This window comes from Streptomyces sp. NPDC020490, from assembly GCF_044335305.1.
Classification (GTDB): Bacteria; Actinomycetota; Actinomycetes; order Streptomycetales; family Streptomycetaceae; genus Streptomyces.
This window is the reverse complement of the sequence record NZ_JBIRUY010000012.1, coordinates 176344-197247: the sequence shown is the minus strand read 5'-3', so window position 1 is coordinate 197247 and position 20904 is coordinate 176344. Positions and strand designations below refer to the sequence as shown.

Annotated in this window: 12 protein-coding genes; 3 read left to right on the top strand and 9 right to left on the bottom strand. The window is 71.8% G+C overall.

The window, feature by feature from the left end; genetic code table 11:
* Nucleotides 1-115 precede the first annotated feature (115 nt).
* The 6 genes from ACH4ZX_RS15710 to fae form a co-directional block, all read right to left on the bottom strand.
* Complete coding sequence (locus tag ACH4ZX_RS15710) at nucleotides 116-3118, bottom strand: carbohydrate binding domain-containing protein (RefSeq protein ID WP_398272452.1); 3003 nt, start codon at nucleotides 3116-3118, stop codon at nucleotides 116-118.
* Nucleotides 3119-3315: 197 nt separating this feature from the next.
* A complete protein-coding gene (locus ACH4ZX_RS15705; protein ID WP_398272450.1) occupies nucleotides 3316-4479 on the bottom strand; it encodes an iron-containing alcohol dehydrogenase family protein in 1164 nt (387 codons plus the stop codon).
* A 49-nt stretch (nucleotides 4480-4528) separates the two neighbouring features.
* Nucleotides 4529-5464: an NAD(P)-dependent oxidoreductase gene (locus tag ACH4ZX_RS15700; RefSeq protein ID WP_398272448.1), complete on the bottom strand. Its 936-nt coding sequence runs from the start codon at nucleotides 5462-5464 to the stop codon at nucleotides 4529-4531.
* A gap of 62 nt (nucleotides 5465-5526) precedes the next feature.
* The gene (locus ACH4ZX_RS15695; protein WP_398272447.1) at nucleotides 5527-7047 is read right to left on the bottom strand and encodes an aldehyde dehydrogenase; all 1521 of its coding nucleotides are present in this window, start codon (nucleotides 7045-7047) and stop codon (nucleotides 5527-5529) included.
* Nucleotides 7044-8156 (bottom strand): mandelate racemase/muconate lactonizing enzyme family protein, encoded by a 1113-nt coding sequence (locus ACH4ZX_RS15690; RefSeq protein ID WP_398272445.1) that lies wholly within the window; start codon nucleotides 8154-8156, stop codon nucleotides 7044-7046. The genes ACH4ZX_RS15695 and ACH4ZX_RS15690 overlap by 4 nt, the downstream gene beginning before the upstream one ends.
* The gene (gene fae / locus ACH4ZX_RS15685) at nucleotides 8153-8692 is read right to left on the bottom strand and encodes a formaldehyde-activating enzyme (protein WP_398272443.1); all 540 of its coding nucleotides are present in this window, start codon (nucleotides 8690-8692) and stop codon (nucleotides 8153-8155) included. The genes ACH4ZX_RS15690 and fae overlap by 4 nt, the downstream gene beginning before the upstream one ends.
* Nucleotides 8693-8915: 223 nt before the next feature.
* Here fae and ACH4ZX_RS15680 point away from each other — a divergent pair, with 223 nt between their 5' ends.
* From ACH4ZX_RS15680 to ACH4ZX_RS15670, 3 genes are all read left to right on the top strand, one after another.
* Nucleotides 8916-9725 (top strand): IclR family transcriptional regulator, encoded by an 810-nt coding sequence (locus ACH4ZX_RS15680; RefSeq protein WP_398272442.1) that lies wholly within the window; start codon nucleotides 8916-8918, stop codon nucleotides 9723-9725.
* A gap of 232 nt (nucleotides 9726-9957) precedes the next feature.
* On the top strand, nucleotides 9958-11436 hold the full coding sequence (locus ACH4ZX_RS15675) for an NAD-dependent succinate-semialdehyde dehydrogenase (RefSeq protein ID WP_398272440.1): 1479 nt from the start codon (nucleotides 9958-9960) through the stop codon (nucleotides 11434-11436).
* 108 nt (nucleotides 11437-11544) lie between these two features.
* Entirely contained in the window at nucleotides 11545-12915 is a 1371-nt protein-coding gene (locus tag ACH4ZX_RS15670; RefSeq protein WP_398272438.1) for an MFS transporter, read from the top strand.
* 45 nt (nucleotides 12916-12960) lie between these two features.
* Here the strand turns inward: ACH4ZX_RS15670 and ACH4ZX_RS15665 are convergent, their stop codons facing one another.
* The 3 genes from ACH4ZX_RS15665 to ACH4ZX_RS15655 form a co-directional block, all read right to left on the bottom strand.
* Nucleotides 12961-14100 carry an ABC transporter substrate-binding protein gene (locus tag ACH4ZX_RS15665; protein WP_398272436.1) on the bottom strand — a complete coding sequence of 380 codons (1140 nt, stop codon included), beginning with the start codon at nucleotides 14098-14100 and terminating at the stop codon, nucleotides 12961-12963.
* Between the two features lie 240 nt (nucleotides 14101-14340).
* Entirely contained in the window at nucleotides 14341-17139 is a 2799-nt protein-coding gene (locus ACH4ZX_RS15660) for a SpoIIE family protein phosphatase (RefSeq protein WP_398272434.1), read from the bottom strand.
* Nucleotides 17140-17279: 140 nt separating this feature from the next.
* The gene (locus ACH4ZX_RS15655; RefSeq protein ID WP_398272432.1) at nucleotides 17280-20903 is read right to left on the bottom strand and encodes a SpoIIE family protein phosphatase; all 3624 of its coding nucleotides are present in this window, start codon (nucleotides 20901-20903) and stop codon (nucleotides 17280-17282) included.
* Nucleotide 20904 lies beyond the last annotated feature (1 nt).

Here is a 20904-nt window from a genome sequence, read left to right as displayed (position 1 = left end):
GCCCCCGGGGGGGGGGGGGGCCCGGGCGCGGGGGGGGGGCGCGGGGGGCGCGCGGGGGCCCGCCCCCCCCCCCCCCCCCCCCCCCCACTCCGCACCTCACTTCAGGCAGGAGCGGTCACTTCAGGTACGGGCCGTCGCTGCCGATCTTGCCGGGGCCGTTCAGCACGTACACCCGGAGATTGCCCTTGCCCGGCGCCGCGACGGACAGGGTGCCGTTCGAGACGGTCTTCACGTCCCCGGTGACGGCGTCGGTGTAGGTGCCGTTCGGGATGCCGGTGTAGGTGGCGTCGCCGGTGACCGTGACGAGGGCGAAGCTGTCCGTACTGCCGCTGGTGTAGCGGCGCTTGAACGCCATGCCCCCGGAGATGCCGTCGGTGGAGTACTGGCCCATCTGCAGGGCGGGGACGGCCCGGCGGATCTGGTTGAGCCGCTGGAGGTGCTTGACCAGGGGCTGGGCCAGGGTGGTGGCGACCTCGCCGGTGGCGGAGCCGACCTTGCCGAAGTCCGAGGCGGTGACGGTGCCGGCCAGGTGGTCGCCGTAGTAGGCGCGTCCGGTGGAGGCGAGCGGGCAGGTGGGACCGCAGTCGATCTGCTTGCCCTTCTGGAACTCGATCTCCGAGCCGTAGTACAGCGTCGGGATGCCGCGGAAGGTCCACATCAGGGACATGTTCTCGGCCCAGGCGTCGGTGCCGCCGCTGTAGCGGGTGCTCGACTTGTTCGGGCCGTAGTCGTGGCTGTCGACGTAGACGACGTTGTAGGTCGCGTCGTTGACGCTGTCGTCGGAGTCCTTGCCGTTGCTGTAGGCGTTCTGCGCGTCACTGAAGTTCATGTGCATGCGCATGTCGATGATGTTCATGCCGGAGAACTGGCTGTGGTCCGGCGTGTGGTAACTGTTGCCGTTCAGGAAGGCGTTGGTGGAGGTGGGCTGGTTGCCGGTGCCGAGCTGCTCCTCGTAGTTGTACTGGTCGAGGGCGGCCTGGGTGTCGTCGGCGGTGTACTCCTTGCGCTCCTTCCAGGTGAAGAACTGGGCGGAGTGGTTCACCGACCCGCGGTTCCACTTGTCGTTGACGAAGGCTCCGACCTCGCCGAAGACGAAGAAGTTCGCCGCCTTGTCGGCCCCGAACTTCTGGGCGACCCGTTCCTGGATGGCGGGCAGGAAACGGCGGTTCCAGGTGACCCGGGGGATGTGCACGGCCGTGTCCACGCGGAAGCCGTCGACGCCCATGTCGATGTACTTGTCGTAGGCGCCGATGAGGTAGTTCTGCACCGGGGTCGACTCGGTGTTGAAGTCGGCGAGGTCCTCGTGCAGCCAGCAGGAACGCGAGTCCTCGCCCTCCCAGTTGCCGATCCAGCACTGGTGGTAGTACTGCTTCGGGAACATGCCCGAAGTGGGGCTGGGCCACTGGCAGTTGTAGATCGTGTAGCCCTCGGCGCTCTTGCCGCCGGTGGGCTTGCCCCAGTTGACGCAGGTGTTGCCGGAGGGCTCGGCGGTGGACCACAGGTCGCCGTTGTAGTACGACTTGCCGGACTTGGGCTCGACGGTCAGGCCGTCGTACTCGAAGCCGTCGTTCTTCTCGTCGTAGTACCAGCTCCACTGGCTGTCGCGGACGCCGTACACGGTCGGCGTGAACAGGCCCTTGGCGCCCCAGCGGGAGCTGTGGTTGTACACCACGTCCTGGTAGATCTTCATGCCCTTGGCGTGGGCGGCGTTGATCAGGTCCTGGTAGGAGGCGCCGGCTGACTCCAGGCGCGGGTCGACCTTGTAGAAGTCGTAGCCGTGGTAGCCGTGGTAGTCGTAGTCCGAGCGGTTGAGGACCACGGGGGTGATCCAGACCGCGGAGAAGCCGAGCGCCTTGATGTAGTCGAGTTTCTCGACCAGTCCCTTGAAGTCGCCGCGGAACATGGGGTCGTTGTTCGCCGCGTTGCCGGACTTCACGTCCTGGCTGCCGCCCCGGTCGTTGGAGCTGTCGCCGTCGTAGAAGCGGGCGGTGAGGACGAAGTAGATGGGATCCTTGCGCGGGTCGGTGCCCAGCGGGGTGCCGGTGGCGGGCTCCGGCGCCTTCGCCCCGGTGGTCGCGGTGGCCGCCGCGGAGGCGGGTGAGGTGTTGCCGGCCGCGTCGATCGCCTTCACGGTGTACGTGTAGGCGGTGTTCTCCTCCAGCCCGGTGTCGGACAGGACCGTCGAGGTGACGTCCGTGACGGTCGTGCCCTTGGTCCCGCCGGTACGCGTGACCTGGTACTTCACCACGCCCGTGTCGTCGGTGGCCGCGTCCCAGCTCACCACGACGGAGGTGTCGGTGTCGGTGGCGGTGACCTTGGCGGGCGCCGTCGGGGCCTGGGTGTCGGGGTCCGCCGCCGCGCAGGGGTCCTTCGCGTCGGCGGTGACCTTCTGGTCCTTCACCGTGGAGGTGCCAGCGGCGATGGTGTAGTCGGCGCTGTTGTTGTTGTCCCAGACGCCGTTGCCGTTGTTGAACGCCGCCTTGAGCGAGGTGGCGGTGCCGATGTCGACGGTCTTCTTCCACCAGCCGGTGCAGGCGGGCTCCATGCCGACTCCGGGGACGGTGGTCCAGGAGCCGCCGGCCGGGGCGTAGTGGATGTTGGCGGTGGTCCAGCCGGTGGTGGCCGTCGAGTAGTAGACGGTCGCCTCGTTGCCGGAACCCGTGCCGGTGTCCGCGCACGGGTCGCTGTGGGCGATCACCCCGTCCTTGACGGTGACGGTTCCGGTGCCCAGGGCGTAGTTGCTGCCGCCGTTGTTGTCCCAGGTGCCGCTGCCGTTGTTGAAGGTGGCCTGCAGTCCGGTGGCCGAGCCGAGGTCGACGGTCTTCTTCACCCAGTCCGTGCAGGCGGCCTCCATCTGCGTGCCCGGGACGGTGGTCCAGGATCCGCCGTCGGGGGCCCAGTGCAGGTAGGTGGACGGCCAGTTCTTCGTCTTCGTGTAGTAGAAGACGGTCGTCGTGTTCGCGGTGGCGGCCGTCGGCCGCATCGGGACGGACGGGGACTGCGACGGTCCCGTGAGCAGTCCGGTCACCCCCGCGGCCGCGACGGCCGCGGCGAGCGCCCGCCGTAGCAGGCGGGGCCGTGGTCCTGCGCTCGGAGGGGCTGTCGACGTGAATCTCATGGAGTCTCCCGGGCAGCGGGTGGGGAGCTGCTGCAATGTCAGTCAGCAACTTGCTGCAAGTTCTTGCATCAGCGGAAGCTACAGGTACATGACAGCCAGGTAAAGGGATGCGACAGCGGGCGGACACGTGGCAGCGGCGGTGAGGCCGCCTGATGGGGCCTCACCGCCGCGTGTCCGACGGTCTTCTCCGGAGCCGGTCAGTGCGTCCGGCGCAGGATCTCCAGCACGTCCGACTCGCTCGGCAGCCGCGGAGCGTTCTTCGTCACCGCGTCCGCGACCGCCCCCGCCGCGATGGACCGCAGCATCGCGCGGTCGGCGCCGAGGTCCCGCAGCGGCCGCTTGACGTCCACAGCGCCGGAGATCTCCCGCACGCCCTCCACCGCGGCCCGCGCCCAGTCGCCGTCTGCGGGCGGGGCGAGACGCATGGCGCGGGCCGCCTGTTCGTAGGCGTCCCGGGCCGCCGGGGCGCTGAACTCCATGACCTCCTCCAGCACGGCGGCGAGCGCGACGCCGTGGGGGGTGCCGGTGTGCGCCGTGAGCGCGTGTCCGATGCCGTGGACCAGGCCGAGACCGGACAGGGTGAGCGCCTGGCCCGCGAGGTGGGCGCCCATCATCAGCGCGGCGCGGACGTCGAGGTCCGAGCCGTCCCGGTACGCCGCCGGCAGCGCGCCGCTGACCATGGTCACGGCCTGCGTGGCATAGGCGACGGAGACCGGGTTGGCGCCGCGCGAGGCCAGCGACTCGATGCCGTGGACCAGGGCGTCGATGCCGGTGGCCGCGGTGGCCGGCGCGGGCAGACCCACGGTCAGCTCGGGGTCGAGCAGGGCGACCCGCGGTTTCACGGACGGGTGCCCGATGTAGACCTTGCGGCAGGCGGCGGTGTCCTCGATGACGCCGAAGCCGTTGGTCTCGGCGCCCGTGCCGGCGGTGGTCGGGATCGCCACCAGCGGCAGTCCGTCGGCCGCCTCCCACAGGCTGTCGGCGTCGGCGGCCACCGCGTCCGGGTTGCCGACCAGCAGCGCGATGCCCTTGGCCGCGTCGAGCACCGAGCCGCCGCCGAGGGCGACGACCGCGGACGGCCCGAAGGCACGGGCCCGTGCGGCACCCGCGTCCACGTTGCCCGTGGAGGGGTTGGGGGCCACCTCGTCGTAGACGGCGTACTCGATGCCGTCCGCGTCGAGCAGCTTGAGGACGCGCTCGACGACACCCGCCGCGCGCAGGCCGCGGTCGGTGACGACGAAGGCACGGGTGTGGCCCGTCGACGCGACCAGTCCGGGCAGGCGGTCGACGCGGCCGGGGCCGAACTCGATGCGGCAGGTCGGTTCGATGCTGAGCGGCGCGAGGCCGTCGGTGAAGGTCATGGGGTGCGGCTCCTGACTTCTGCGTGCGGGAGGCGGGTACGGCGGGCCGTCAGGCCCCGACCCCTGCGCCGGCCGGCGCGGCCGTCGGGTCGGGCAGGCGGAACTCCCGCCCGGCGAGGGTCTCGTAGAGGCGGACCGGGCTCATCTCACCCGCCAGGTCGCCGTACTGGGCCTTGGCGCGGCGGTAGATCTGCTCGACCAGCGCGGACAGCTCCGTGGACACGCCGATGTCCCGGCCGAGGTCGACGGCCAGACCCAGGTCCTTGCAGGCGAGTGCCATGGCGAACGAGTCGTCGTAGTCACCGTCGGTGAGCACGCACAGCACGTCGTTCTCCAGGAAGTTGGAGGCGGCCGGGCTGGCGAGCAGCGCGTTGCGCAGCACGCCGAGGTCGACGCCCGCCTTCACGCCCATCGCCAGCACCTCGGAGGTGGCGACGAGGTGGCTGAACCACAGCAGGTTGATCATGAGCTTGACGGTGTACCCGGCGCCGAGCGGCCCGACGTGCAGGATCCGCTCCGGGTCGCCCATGGCCTCCAGGGCCGGCAGCGCCGCGCGGAAGTCGTCCACCGCCCCGCCGGCGAAGATCTGCAGCGCCCCGGCCTCGGCGCCGCGCGCCATCCCGCTCACCGGGGCGTCCAGCCGGCGCACTCCGCGCCGGTCGAGCACCTCGGCGGCGACCCGCTCGGCGGCGGCCGGGGTGGAAGTCGACATGTCGATCCAGAGCGCGCCCTCGGGCAGGGCCTCGGCGGCCCCGCCGCGCAGCAGCACGTCCTCGACGGTGCGCGGGTTCGGCAGCATGGTGATCAGCAGTTCGGCGCCGTCGGCGCAGACCGCGGGGGTCTCGGCCCAAAGGGCGCCGAGCGCCAGGTGCTCGGCGGCCGCCTCGGGCCGGGTGTCGTGCACGGTGACCTGGTGTCCCGCGTGGATCAGGTGGCGGGCCATGTGGCGTCCCATGTTGCCCAGGCCGATGAAGCCGATCCTCATGGTGTCCTCGCTACGGCTCTGTAGAGGTCTTGCAAGTGAAGGGGGTCGAGAGTGGGGCCCGTTCAGGCCAGGTTGATCCAGGTGGTCTTGAGCGCCGTGTAGGCGTCCAGCGCGTGCAGCGACTTGTCACGTCCCGCGCCGGTGGCCTTGAAGCCGCCGAACGGGGTGATGACGTCGCTCGCGTCGAAGGTGTTGATCCACACGGTGCCGGCCCGCAGCCGCTTCGCCGTGCGGTGCGCCACGGTCACGTCGCGTGTCCAGACGGAGGCGACCAGCCCGAAGTCGCTCTCGTTCGCGAGCCGTACGCCCTCGTCCACGTCGCCGTCGTACGACACCACCGCGAGGACCGGGCCGAAGATCTCCTCCTGCCCGACCGCCGAGGTGTTCTCGACGCCGTCGAGGATGGTCGGCTCGACGAAGCTGCCGCCCGACTCGACGTGGGTGCGCCCGCCGCCGAGCAGAACGGTCGCCCCGTCCCGCCGGCCGCGCTCGATGTAGCCGAGGACCTTGGACAGTTGCGTCTCGTCGACGATCGGGCCCATGACGGTGGCCGGGTCGAGCGGGTCGCCGACCCGGAAGGTGTCGGCGGTGATCCGCCGTACGGCGGCGAGCAGTTCGTCCTTGACCGAGGCGTGCACGACGACCCGCGATCCCGCGTTGCAGGTCTGTCCGGCGTTGTAGAAGATGCCCCGGGCCACGGCGGACGCGGCGGCCTCGACGTCGGCGTCCTCCAGCACGAGCTGCGGTGACTTGCCGCCGGCCTCGACGGCGACCTGCTTGCCGTTGGACTCGCCCGCGTACACCTGGAAGAGCCGGGCCACCTCCGCCGAGCCGGTGAAGGCGATCTTGTCGACGTCCGGGTGCCGGCCGAGCGCCTGCCCGGCGACCTCGCCCCGGCCGGGGACGACGTTCAGCACCCCGTCCGGCAGCCCGGCCTCGGTGGCGAGCGCGGCCAGCCGCAGGGCGGCCAGGGACGTCTGCTCGGCGGGCTTGAGGACCACGCTGTTGCCCGTCGCGAGGGCCGGGCCGAGCTTCCAACTGGCGATCAGCAGCGCGTAGTTCCACGGCACCACCGCGGCGACGACACCCAGCGGCTCGCGCGTGATCAGCGCCAGGGCGTCGCCGGGGGTCGGCGCCACCTCGTCGTACGTCTTGTCGATCGCCTCGGCGTACCAGGCGATCGTCTCCGCCGCCTTGACCACGTCGATGCGCACCGACTCGGTGATGGGCTTGCCCATCTCCAGGGTGTCCAGCAGCGCCAGTTCCTCGGCGTCGCGGAGGACCAGCTCCGCCCAGCGCAGCAGGACGCGCTTGCGCTCCTTGGGCGCGAGGCCGCGCCAGCGGCCGTCCTCGAAGGCGGCCCGCGCGCAGCGCACCGCCCGGTCCACGTCCGCCTCGCCGGCCGCCTGCACCTCGGCCAGCACCGCACCGTCGCGCGGCGAGACGCTGGGGATGCGGTCGCCGGAGGCGGCATCCGTGAAGGCGCCGTCGATGAACAGCCGCGTCTCGAAGGTGAGCTTGCCCGCCGCGGCCAGCCAGTCGTCGTACGACCGCGTCAGCAACTCGTCTACGGAGTAGGTCACTTGATCCTCCAGCGGTCGATCGCGTCCTCGTCCAGTTCGATGCCGAGGCCGGGCTTGTCGGGTACTTCGAGGCAGCCGTCGGCGTCGACCCGCACCGGTTCGGCGAGCATGAAGTCGCGGCGTTCGGGGGTCCAGCCGGGCGGGTCGTAGGGGAACTCGAAGAACGGGCCGCCCCCGACGCCGGCCGCGACGTGCAGGTTGGCGAGCACGCCGATGCCGTTGGTCCAGCTGTGCGGGGTGAACTGACGGTGCTTCAGGTGCGCCAGTTCGGCGAGCGTGCGGGCGCGGTGCATGCCGATCGCGAGCACGACGTCCATCTGATAGATGTCGAGGGCGTCCTCTTCGAGGTAGCGCAGCAGCTCGGTGGGGGAGTGGTGCATCTCGCCGGCCGCGATGCGCACGCCCGGGTTCTCGGCGCGCAGCCGCTTGAAGCCGTCGATGTCGGCGTAGGGCAGCGGTTCCTCGACCCAGAACACGTCGAGTTCGGCGAGCCGTGCGATCACCTTGCGGGTCTTGGCGAGGTCGGAGGCGTTCGCCGTGTCGCCGGCCATCCGCCAGGACTGGTTGAGGTCGACCATGATCTCGAAGTCCGGGCCCAGTTCCGCACGGACGGCCCGCACCGCCGCGATGCCCTCGTCGACGCGGTTGCGGTCGATGCGGATCTTCATCGCGCGGAAGCCCGCCTCGCGGACGTGCAGCGCCGTGGCGACCCGCTCCTCGGGGGACTTGAGCTCGCCGGAGGAGGCGTACGCGGGCAGCTTGCGGGCCGCGTTGCCGAACAGCTCCGACACCGGGCGGCCGTGCACCTTGCCGATCAGGTCCCACAGCGCCGCCTCCAGGGGCCAGTAGTAGGCGCCGTGGAAGTTGGCGGTCTCGATGGCCCTGACGTGCCGGGTGATGTCGAGCGGGTCCTCGCCGACGAACAGGTGCCGGTAGCTGTCGAAGCCGTCCATCAGGTCACCGGAGCCGATGCCGGTGACGCCCTCGTCGGTGTGGACGCGGACGATCGTGGCGTCGAAGTGGCGGCGCGGCTCGGGGTCCCAGGCGGCGCGGAACGGCGGGTCGAGCTCGAGGCGCAGCCGGTCCAGGGTGATGTCGGTGATCTTCATCGGGCGAGCACCTCGGGGCTCGGGGTGTAGAACGGGTTGGTCGGGCCCTCCTTCGCGGCGGCCTGCACGTCCGCGACGGTGGGAGTCTCGGTCACCGCGGCGCGCACCGCGCCGTACGCGGCGGCGCGCTGGTTGCGGAACGAGACGTCCAGGTCGTCGACCGCCGGGTTCACCCACACCGCGGCGATGATCAGCAGGTCGTCGGCGTCCTCGGCGGGCAGCAGCCCCTCCTCGACCGCGTCCGCGACGCCCTGCGCCAGCCCCGCCTGGGCCGAGCCCCAGGTGGCGCGCTGGTGCAGCTCGCCCTCGGTGGCGGCCTTGGACACGAACAGCGTCAGCGGCTTGACCGGAACCGACGGGCGCACGACGGTCACGAACGGCACGTGCCCGGCGCTCGGGGTGGCCAGCGCGGTCGCCCACGCGGTCTCCACGGGGCCGCCCTTGCGTCCGATCACGATGTTCGTGTGTGCCGCGTTCGCGCCCTCACCGACGAAGGACTCGCCGATGAGTGCGGCCGGGGCGAAGGATGAGGGCATCAGAGGAACTCCTGGGCCTTGGCTGGGGGCGGGGGAGGAAAGGGTCGGGGCAGCGGGTACGAACCTCGCATTCGGTGCAGTTCATCCGGCCCGATGCGGCGAATCTAGGACCGCGACCACCCCCTCGCAAGGCGCTCACGGGAATCGCAATGCCGGTTGCTCTCCTGACAACTCACACGATGACCTGCGGTTCTGTCCGGGGCGGGCGCCTAGGATGGGGTACGTGACGCACATCCCTCCGCGCACCCCCGATCCCTCGGCCGCCCCGCGCGGGCACGGCCTGCGCCGGGACATCGACCTGCTGGAGGCGCTCGCCTCCGACGAGGCGCAGGAGGCCGGCGGCCTGGGCGTCGTACGCCTCGCGCAGCTGGTGGGCCGGGAGAAGACACAGGTGTCGCGGGCGCTGAAGGCGCTGGCCGCCGAGGGCATCGTCGAGCGTGATCCCGACACGCTGGAGTACCGGCTGGGCTGGCGGCTGTTCTCGCTGGTCGCCCGCACCTCGGAGAACCGGCTGGTGCGGACGGCCGAGCCGGTCATGCACCGGCTGTCGGCGGACCTGGAGGAGACCAGCCACCTGTGCGTGCTCCGGGACCGCGAGGTGCTCACCCTGCTGTCGGTCTCCGGGCACTCCTTCCGCGTGCACGGCTGGGAGGGGCGCGGGGTGCCCGCCTGGCAGACCTCGGCGGGGCGCGTGCTGCTGGCCGACGCCACGCCGGACGAGCTGTACGTCCGCTTCGGCACGAGCGGCGACCTGGCCGTGCCCGAGCTGTGGGCGGTCATCCAGGAGGCGGCGCGGCGCGGGTACGGGCGGGTCAGCGAGGAGTTCGAGGAGGGACTCGTCGGTGTCTCCGCGCCGGTGCGCGACTTCCGCGGACGGGTCGTCGCCGCGCTCAACATCTCGGCGCCCAAGTCCCGGCTCGGGGACCGCCTCGACGTGGCCGGACGTACCACGGCCGCGGCGGCGGCCCGGGTCTCCGCGCTGCTCGGCTGGGAACCGCGGCGCACCCCGCCGCGGCGGGCACGGCTGGCCTGACCGCCGGATCCGGCCCGCAAGGCCCCGGGGCCCCGGGGCCGCCCGCCGCCCTCCCCTCCCCCCGCCGCCCGCCGCATCCACCGACCGACGCCGGTCCCGCATGATCGGCCGGTTGCCCTGACAGCAACCACCATTGCGATCCGGGGAGCGGGCCTTGTCGGCCCTGTGACGCGCTCGTAAATTCGCCGCCCACCGGACGATTCCTGTCCGGGAACGGAGAAAAGAGCAGCTCATGAATCTCGTCGGCATCGACACCCTGGCCAAGGCACCGCTGGCCGAGGGCGATGTGCTCATCGGTGGCAGCTGGCGCGCGGCCGAGGACGAGCGGACGTACCCCGTGCACGCCCCGGCCACCGGCGAGCTCCTGCGCGAGGTGTCGGCGGCCGGACCCGGCGACGCCCTCGCCGCGATCGCGGCGGCCGAGGACGCGGCGGACGAGTGGCGTGCCACGCCCGCCCGCCGCCGCTCGGAGATCCTGCACGGCGCCTTCGCGCTGATGCGCGAGCACACCGACACCCTCGCCCGGCTGATCGTCCTGGAGAACGGCAAGGCCTACCGGGACGCGGCCGCCGAGGTCGGCTACGCGGCCGAGTTCTTCCGCTGGTTCGCCGAGGAGGCCGTCCGCATCGGCTCCTCGTTCGGGGACGCGCCGGCCGGCGGCTTCCGGCACGTCGTGCGCAAGCACCCGGTCGGCGTCACCGCCTTCGTCACCCCGTGGAACTTCCCGGCCGCCATGGCCACCCGCAAGATCGCGCCCGCGCTCGCCGCCGGCTGCCCCGTCCTGCTCAAGCCCGCCCCGGAGACCCCGCTGACCGCCCTCGCGGTCGCCGCGCTGCTGACCGAGGCCGGACTGCCCGACGGGCTGCTCAACGTCCTGCCCACCGACCGAGCGCCCGAGGTCGTCTCCGCCTGGCTCGGCGACGAACGCGTCCGCAAGTTCTCCTTCACCGGCTCCACCGGCACCGGCCGCAAGCTGCTGGAGCAGTGCGCGGCGAACGTCGTCAACGTCACCATGGAGCTGGGCGGCAACGCCCCCTTCGTCGTCTGCGCGGACGCCGACGTCGACGCCGCCGTACGCGGCGCGATGGACGCCAAGATGCGCGGCGGCGGGGAGGTCTGCATCGCCGCCAACCGGTTCTACGTCCACGAGGCCGTGGCCGCCGAGTTCACCGAGAAGTTCGGGGCCGCGATGGCCGCCGTGCGCACCGGCCCGGGTCTGGAGGAGGGCGTCACCCTCGGCCCGATGATCAACCGGGCCGCCGTCGACAAGATCCGGTCCCTGGTCGACGACGCGCTCGCCCGCGGCGCCCGCATCGCCGCGCAGGGCACGGTGCCCGACGGACCCGGCCACTTCCACCCGGCGACCGTCCTCACCGACGTACCCGACGACGCCCGTATCCTCCACGAGGAGGTCTTCGGACCCGTCGCGCCACTGACCACCTTCACCGACGAGGACGAGATGCTGGCCCGCGCCAACGCGACGGTCCACGGCCTCGCCTCGTACGTCTACTCCCGCGACCTCGCCCGGGCCCTGCGCCTGGCCGAACGCCTGGAGGCCGGCATGGTCGGCCTCAACCGAGGCCTGCTGTCCGACCCGGCCGCCCCGTTCGGCGGCGTCAAGCAGTCCGGCATCGGCCGGGAGGGCGGGCGCGAGGGCATCGAGGCGTTCCTGGAGACGCAGTACATCGCCCTCGACTGGCCGGCCGTCTGACCTCACCTCACCTCCCCTCCCCTCCCCTTTCCCCGTCACCCCCGTCCCCCGCTGCGCACGCACGGTGTCCCGGTGACCGCCCGGACACCGCCAAGACAAGGACCGCTCATGGCAATGACGCCCGCGACCGAGCACCAGCCGCTCAGCCCGCAGCCGTCCCCGGCCACCGCCTCCCAGAAGGAGCGCAGGCGGCTGCACACCAAGCTGAAGCTCGCCACCCAGATCGGCGAGGGCATCGACGGCTACATCATCGGCGGCATCGGCATGGCGATGGCCGCGCTCACCGCCGACCTCCCCCTCTCCACGCTGATGCAGGGCCTGGTCGGCGCCTCGCCGCTGATCGGCATCTTCGTCGGCGGCCCGCTCTTCGGACGGCTCGCCGACCGGTTCGGGCGGCGCCCGGTGTTCCTCGCCGACATGCTGATCTTCCTGGTCGGCTCGGTCCTGCAGTTCTTCGTGACGGACGGCACGCAGCTGTTCCTGCTGCGCCTGCTGATGGGCGTGGCGATCGGCGGGGAGTACGCCATCGGCGCGCCGCTGCTGTCCGAGTACGCGCCCCGCAAGGGCCGCGGCCGGCTGCTGGCCAGCCTGGAGATCAGCTGGTACGTCGGCTACGCGCTCGCCACCGTCGTCGGGGCGCTGTTCGCGAACGTCGACGGCGGCTGGCGCTGGTCCCTGGCCAGCAGCGCCGTGATCGCGGTCGTCTGCGTGTCGCTGCGCGGCGGCGTCCCCGAGTCCGCGCGCTGGCTGCTGTCCCGGGGCCGCAGGGAAGAGGCCGAGGCGCTCATCGCCAAGTACGGCATCGAGGTCGACATCGACGCCGAACTCGAGGAGCGGGCCCAGACCCGGCAGGCCGGCTTCCGCGCCCTGTTCAACCGCAGAAACCTGCGCGGCACGGTGTTCGCCGGCGTCTTCTGGGCCGCACTGGTCCTGCCGTACTTCGCGATCGGCACCTTCTGGACCCAGGTCTTCGACGCCCTGCACATGGGCGACAACGCGGTCGCGGCCCTGCTCGTGTACTCCTTCACGGCCGTCGCCGGCGTCACCGCGGGCTGTCTGGTCGTGGACCGGATCGGGCGCCGCAAGCTGCTCATCCCGCCGTTCTGGATCACGGCCGGAGCCCTGGCGCTGGTGGCCGCGTGGCCGTCCTCCACGCCCGTCGTCGTCGGCGGCTTCCTGTTCTTCATCTTCCTCAACGCCGCCTCCAGCGCCCTGACCGCCGTCTACCCGCTGGAGGTGTTCCCCACCTCGGTGCGCACCACGGGCGTCGGTTTCGCCACCGCGATGAGCCGGGTCGGCGCCGCCATCGGCACCTTCCTGCTGCCGATGGGCCTGGAGCGCTTCGGCGCGCAGTTCGTGCTGCTGGTCGGGGCCGGGGTACTCGCCGCCGGCGGCCTGGTCTCCCACTTCCTCGCCCCGGAGACCACGGACATGGACCTCGCCATGGCGGCCCGCACCGCCCGCGAGGGAGCGGCCTGACAGACCGGGAAGCTACGACGGGGTGGGCGGCGGTGAGCGTCCCGGCTAGCCGGAGACCGCCGCCGCCCAGCCCTGGTCGACCGTCTCCCGCGCCTTCTCCAGCTGGGCGTCCGTCGGGAACCGCGGCGTTCCCTCGACCGTCGGCAGCCGCGCGGCGGCGGCCTTGTCGAGAGTGCCGTTCCGCCGCATGGCGTCCATGAGCACCGGGCGGGCGTAGGCACGCAGCCGCAGGTTCTGGCCCTCCGGGCTGAACAGGTACTCCTCCCACAGGCGGGCAGCCGCCGGGTGCGGGGCGTTCTTGTTGACCGCCTGCGCGAAGTACTGGGCGAAGGTGCCGTCGAAGGGGATCGCGACCTGCCAGTTCACGCCCTTGTCGCGGAGCTGGTCGGCGTAGTGGAGGTTGATGTAGTCCCAGTTGACGCTGATGGGGGTCCGGCCGTTCTCGACCGTCGCCGAGTTGGAGTGGACAGGGTTGAAGTGGCCGGTCTTCGCGAGCTCCGCGAAGTAGTCGAGACCGGGCTGGACGTTCCCGAACGACCCGTTGTTCGCCAGCGCGGCCGCGTAGACGCCGGCGAAGGCGGTGGCCGACCGGGTCGGGTCGCCCACGAGTGCGACCTTGCCCTTGTGACCCGGCTTCAGCGGATCGGCGAAGGTCGCCGGACAGTGCTTGATCCGGTCTGCGTTGCAGCCGATGGAGATGTAGCCCCCGTAGTTGTTGTACCAGCGGGCCTTCGCGTCCTTCTGGTTGCGGGGGATCGAATCGTAGGCGGCCACTTTGTAGGGCGCGAGCAGATGCTGCGCCGCGGCGTTCCGCGCGAACGTGTCGCCCACGTCGACCACGTCGGGTGCCGTCGGCCGGTTCCCCCTCTTCCTCAGGGCGTCGATCTCGTCCTCGCTGTGGCTCAGCGGATCCACGACCCTGACCTTGATCCCGTACTTCTTCTCGAAGCCGTTGATCAGAGCGCCGTAGTTGGCCCAGTCACGCGGCAGCGCGATCGCGGTGAGCGTGCCCTCCCGTTTCGCCGCGGAGACCAGCGCGGACATGCCGCCCATGCTCTCGGCGGACGTGGCCGCCGACGGCTTCGCGGGCCTGGTGGCCGTGGTGTTCTCGCAGGCACTCAGGCCCAGTGCCACGAGAGCGAGGCAGCCGAAGACCGCGGCCGCTCGGGCACACGCTGTAGTCACGATGGCTCCCGGGCATGAGGGGACGGGGTCACCTCGACCGGCTGCGGGCCGCACCCCCGGGTCCGGAGCGGCGAACCTTCCGCCTGCGCCACCCGGCTCCCTGGGGTCCGTTGTGCCGACGAAACGGTCATCGAGGCCAGGGTACCCGGCCGCCTCGACCGCGGAATGCCGCTCGGGAAGCCCCCGATCATGGTCTTACCCGGGCCGAAGGCGGCTCGCGTACGCCTGTGCACGCTCTTCTCACCCGGCCGTTTCGTCCCATTCGCCCAGCAGGATCTCGCCGAGGTCCTCCGCCTCCGGCGTGGCGGCGTGGTGCAGCGGCTGTTCGGCCCAGATGACCTTGCCGGTGGGCGTGTAGCGGGTCCCCCAGCGTTCGGCGAAGCGGGCGACCAGGAAGAGCCCGCGGCCGCCTTCGTCGGTGACCTTCGCCCGGCGCAGCCGCGGCGAGGTGCTGCTGCCGTCGGAGACCTCGATGATCAGGGTGCCCGCGGCGGAGTCGTCCTTCGGCACCCTGCGGAGCAGCCGTACGGTGATGGGCCCGGCGGCGTAGCGGATGGCGTTGGTGATCAGCTCGCTGAGGATGAGTTCGGCGGTGAAGACGACCTGCTCCAGCCCCCACTCCGTGAGTCGGCGGACGCAGGCGGCGCGTACCGGGGCCACCGCCGCGGGGTCGCGGGGGACGTCCCACTCGGCGACCTCCTCCGGCCCGAGCCGGCGGGTGCGGGCCACCAGCAGCGCGACGTCGTCCCTGGGATGTTCGGACAGCATGGACTCCACCACCGTCGCGCAGGTGGCCTCCGGCGTGCGGTCGGGCCCGGTCAGAGCATCGCGCAGGGCCTCCAGACCGGCGTCCAGGTCCCGGGTGCGGTCCTCGATCAGCCCGTCGGTGTAGAGCACCAGCCGGGAACCCTCCGGCACGGTGAACTCGGCGGTCTCGACGGGCAGTCCGGCGCCGAGTCCCAGGGGCGGGGAGACGGGCAGCTGAGGGAAGTCGACGGTGCCGTCGGACCGGACCACCGCCGGTCCCGGATGCCCCGCGGTCGCGACGGCCAGCCGCCCGGTGACGGGATCGTAGACGGCGTACTGGCAGGTCGCCCCGGTGATCATCGCCGGACCGAAGTCCGCGTCGGCCGCCTCCTCGGCGTCGATCTGCGCCACCAGTTCGTCCATGCGGCCCAGCAGCTCCTCCACGGGCATGTCGAGGCCGGCGAAGTTGTGCACGGCGGTGCGCAGCCGGCCCATGGTCGCAGCGGCGTGCAGACCGTGGCCGACGACATCGCCGACGACCAGTGCCACCCGGGTGCCGGACAGCGGGATGACGTCGAACCAGTCCCCGCCGACCCCGGCCTCGGCCGGCAGGTAGCGGTAGGCCACGTCGAGGGCGGACAGCTCGGGCAGCGCGCGGGGCAGCAGGCTGTGCTGCAGGGTGACGGCCATGGCGTGTTCGCGGGTGTAGCGGCGGGCGTTGTCGACGCACACCGCTGCCCGTGCGGCCAGCTCCTCGGCGAAGGACACGTCCTCGTCCTCGAACGGCGCGGAGCCCTTCGCGCGCCAGAAGTTGACCACTCCCAGCAAGACGCCGCGGGCTCGCAGGGGAACCACCAGCAGGGAGTGGATGCCGTGATCGAGGATCCGGCGGGCACGTTCGGGTTGCTGGGCCTGCCAGCCGTCGGAGGCGCTCAGGTCTCTGATCAGGACCGGCCGGCCCTCGGTCATCGCCGTGGAGAACGGGTGGGCCGGGACGAACCGGATCAGGTCGTGGACGCGGTACAGGGGATGGTCCGCGTCGGGACCGGAGACGGCGGTGCGGCGCAGCTCCGTGATCCCGGCGGCCGTACCGGAGGCCTCCTCGCCGCACAGGACCGGGTCCAGGAGATCCACGGTGGCGATGTCGGCGAACCGGGTCACCGCCACCTCGGCCAGTTCCTCGGCCGTGCGCCGCACGTCGAGCGTGGTGCCGATGCGCAGCCCGGCGTCGTAGAGCGACCGCAACCGCTCGCGTGCCACCTCCGCCCGGCCGGAGAGGGCCCGCAGTTCGGTGGTGTCCCGGAGCGTCACCACGCTGCCGGCCGGTCCGTGCGGTGCGGTGAGCCGCTTGCTGACGGCGAGCAGCCGGTCGGCCGCCAGGTACACCTCGTCGGTGGCGGGGCGGTCGGAGGCCAGCAGCCCGGCGAGGTCCTCCTCCAGCCCCAGACCGGTGATGCGCCGCCCCTCCGCGTCGGCCGGCAGGTCCAGGAGCCGCCGCGCCTCGTCGTTGGCCAGCAGCAGCCGGCCGTCACCGCCGACGATCAGCACTCCTTCCCGCACCGAGTGCAGCACCGCGTCGTGGTGCTCGTACATCCGGGTCATCTCCGTCGGCCCCAGGCCATGGGTCTGCCGCCGCAGCCTCCGGCTGACCAGGCCCGACCCGCCTGCGGCGAGGGAAAGGGCCGCGGCGGCGCCGCCGAGGATGACCGGCAGCTGCCGGTCCACCCTGTGCTGCACCCGGTCGACCGTGACGGGCACGGAGACGATGGCGATGACCGAGCCGTCGGGGCCCCTGACGGGAACCGCCGAGACCACGGAGAGTCCCAGGGAGCCCTTGAACGTACTGGTGAACGGCTTGCCGGTGGCCGCCGCGGCGTAGGGCCCGATGACGCGTTTCCCGATCTGACGCGGGTCGCTGTGGGCGAGGGTGATCCCGTTCAGCCCGTACACGATGACGGCGTCGACGCCCGCGGCCTTCCGGGTCGCCTCGGCGTGCGGCTGGAGCTCCGCGGTCGGGTGTCCGCCGCTCAGCGCCGTCGCGATGCCCGGGGAGTTCGCGAACGTCTGCGCGACGGTGAGCGTCCGCTGGCGGGCGTCCGCCATGACGTCGCGCCGAGCCTGCACCACGAGCGCCACCAGGGCCGCGGCGACGAGCAGCATCACGACCGCCAGCTGGAGCAGGAAGACCTGGCCGGCGAGGCTGTGCACGTTCAGGAGCGACCCCGACCGCCGCACGCCTGCTCGCTGCCCGTTCCGCCTGTCCTGCCCGGAAGGGTGCGGAAATCCGCTCATATTACCTTTCTATCGTTTTTGGGTGGCCTGTCACCAAGTGGTCGAGCCGGACCGAGCCGGACCGAGCCGGACCGAGCCGCGCGGTGGCGCGACCGCGCGGCACCCGACGGTCGACGGCGGGAGGCCATGGGCGGCGCAGGTCAGCCACCGCGCGTTCCCGGCGTCGCCTGCTCGGCCCAGATGACCTTGCCGTCCCTGGTGTAGCGCGTGCCCCAGCGCTCGGCGAACTGGGCCACGAGGAACAGGCCCCGCCCGCCCTCGTCCGTGCTGGCCGCGTAGCGCAGATGCGGCGAGGTGCTGCTCTGGTCGGAGACCTCGCAGACCAGCGCACGGTCGCGGATCAACCGCATCCTGATGGGCCCGGCGGCGTGCCGTATGGCGTTGGTGATCAGCTCGCTGCAGATCAGCTCCGTGGTGTCCACGAGATCCTCCAGTTCCCACTCCGTGAGCCGGGCGGAGACGGCGGTGCGTACCCGGCGGACGTCGGCGGGGTCGCGCTCCACGTCCCACTCGGCGACCTGGCCGGGGCCCAGCACCCGCGTACGGGCGACGAGCAGCGCGATGTCGTCCCGCTGGGACTCCGGGAGCAGGGCGTCCAGCACGGCGTCGCAGGTCTGCTCGGGCGAGAGGTCCGCACGCTCCAGCGTCTCGCGGAGCAGCCGCAGGCCGGCGTCGACGTCCAGGTCGCGGCGCTCGACGAGGCCGTCGGTGAACAGGACCAGCCTGCTGCCCTCGGCCAGCCGCAGCTCGGCGCACTCGAAGGGCAGCCCGCCGATGCCGAGGGGCAGGCAGGACGGCACGTCCAGGAACTCCACCGTACCGTCGGGCCGGACGAGCGCGGGCGCCGGGTGGCCGGCGCTGGCGATGGCGCAGTCGCCGGTCACGGAGTCGTAGACCGCGTACAGGCAGGTGGCGCCGGTGAGGGTGGTACGGTCGCCGGCCGCGATCGCGTCCTGGTCGATGAGGGTGACCAACTCGTCGAGGTGGCTCAGGAGTTCGTCGGGCGACAGGTCCAAGGGGGTGGAGAAGTTGTGCACGGCGGTGCGCAGCTGCCCCATGCTGGCCGCGGCCTGCAGTCCGTGTCCCACGATGTCGCCCATGACCAGCGCCACCCTGGCGCCCGGCAGCGGGATGACGTCGAACCAGTCGCCGCCGACCGCCCGCGCGGGGAGGTAACGGGAAGCGACCTCGACGGCGTTCTGTTCGGGCAGCGCGCGCGGCAGCAGCCTCCGCTGCAGCGCCACGGCCAGGCCGTGCTCGCGGGTGTAACGGCGTGCGTTGTCGAGGGACACGGCGGCTCGGGTGGCCAGTTCCGCCGCGAGGGAGAGATCGTCCTGGTCGAAGGGCTCGGGCTTCTCGGAGCGCCAGAAGTGGACCATGCCCAGCAGCACGCCGCGGGCGGACAGCGGCGCCGTGATGAGCGAATGGATCCCGTAGTCGATGACGCGGGAGCCCCGCGCGGGGTCCAGTTCCACCTCCTGCCAGTCCGTGGAATCACGCAGATGAGGCACCAGGATCGCCAGGCCGCTCTCGACGGCGCGGGCCTGTGGCGAGGACGGCGCGAAAGTCATCAGGTCGCCGACGGCGAACAGGGGAGCGTCGTCGCGGATGCCGCTGAAGGCCGCGCGCCGCATCCGCTTGCTGCCGCCGGTGCCCATGCCGTTCATCCCCGGTTCCTCTTCGCTCAGCACGGATTCGGCCAGGTCGACGGTGACGTAGTCGGCGAAACGCGGAACCGCGACCTGCGTCAGCTCTTCGGCCGTACGGGTCACATCGAGGGTGGTGCCGATGCCGCCGGTCGCGTCGTAGAGCAGCTTCAACCGCCACCGGACCAGCTCGACCCGCTTCGACGCCTCGCCGATCATCGCCATCACCTGCTCCGTGCCGACCTCCTCCTCCCCGGCCACCGTGGCGACCGCGAGCCGGGCGGACGCGGCGCCCACCGAGCCGGCGAGCTGGGCTTCCGCGTGATGGACCAGCTCGGGCGGCGCTTCGGCCGCCGGCGAGTCGGGTCTCCTTCCGGGGTAGGAGCACAGCGCCCGCCGGGCGCCCTCCGGTCCGAGGAAGCGTTCCAGCAGGGTCTGCAGTTCGCCGACCGTGGCACGGACCTGCCAGTGCCGCTGCCGCACCGGCTCCTCGAGGACTTCGACGAACTGCTCCGCCTGCGCCCGCTCGGCAGCGCCGGGCCGGTCCACGAGGGAGACCGCGACGTATCCGCCGAAGTTCAGCAGCACACTCCAGAACATCGCATGGCTGATCGGGTCCAGTCCCGTCACGCCCAGGAGATGCTGCGGCCGGAGCAGCCCGATGCCGAGCGGGCCATCCCGCAGGAACGAACCGGACAGCAGCCCGGCATCGGCGAAGGTCGGCAGCACCAGGGTGTACAGCCACACGGCGAACCCCGCCACCAGGCCGACCAGCACGCCCCGGCGGGTACCGCGCTTCCAGAACAGGCCGCCCAGGATGGCCGGCGCGAACTGCGCCACGGCCGCGAACGACACCAGGCCGATCGACACCAGTGCCGTCGCCTCGCCGGCCAGCCGCAGGTACGCGTACCCGAGCAGCAGGATCAGCACGATGCTCGCCCGGCGAATGCCCAGCACCAGCCCGGCGAGGTTGTCCCGGTGCGCCAGCCGGGACCGGCTGCGCAGCAGCAGCGGCATCACGAGGGAGTTCGACACCATGGTGCTGAGCGCGATCGTCTCGACGATGACCATGCTGGTGGCCGCGCTCAGGCCGCCGATGAAGACGACCAGCGCCAGTGCGTCCTGGCCGCCGGCCATCGGCAGGGTCAGCACGTAGGTGTCGGCGTCGACGGCCGTTCCGAACCGCAGCAGCCCGCCGGCCGCGATCGGGAGCGCGAAGAGGCTGATCACGAGCAGGTACAGCGGGAACAGCCACATCGCCCGTTTGAGGTGCCGCTCGTCGACGTTCTCGACCACGCTGATCTGCCACTGCCGGGGCAGCAGCACGATCGCCAGCATGGACAGCACCGTGAGCCACACCCACGCGCCGTAGCCGGTGTGCTCTCGCAGCGTGAACAGCTGGGTGAAGCCGGCGTCCGCGGCCCGGGAGAACAGGTCGTGGAGCCCCCCGAACATCCAGAAGACCACGAAGATCCCGGCCGAGAGGAACGCCACGAGCTTGACCACGGACTCGAACGCGATGGCGGCGACCATGCCCTCGTGGCGTTCGGTGGCGTCCAGATGGCGGGTGCCGAAGACGATGGTGAACGCGGCGAGCACCAGCGCCGCGTACAACCCCGTGTCCTGGAGCAGCGGGATGTGACTCACCTGCGGGGCGGAGGTGACCTCGGGGTGCCGCCGGATGATCGCGAAGGTGATGGCGACCGCCTTGAGCTGCAGTGAGATGTAGGGAACGACCCCCACCACGGCGATGACCGTCACCAGACAGCCCAGCGCGGTGCTCTTGCCGTAACGGGCGGAGACGAAGTCGGCCAGCGAGGTGACCCGGTGCCGGTGGCTGATCCGGATGATCCTGCGCAGCACCAGCCAGCCCAGCGCGAGCATCAGCGTCGGCCCCAGGTAGATCGGCAGGAAGCCGACTCCGGCCCTGGCGGCCCAGCCCACGCTGCCGTAGTACGTCCACGAGGTGGCGTACACGCCGAAGGACAGCGCGTAGATCGTGGCGTTGTTGATGACGCTCCGACCGGAGTCCGCCCGCCGGTCACCGTAGAAGGCCACTGCGAAGAGCAGGCCGAGGTACCCGGCCGACACGGCGACGATGAACCAGGTCTGGAGCACG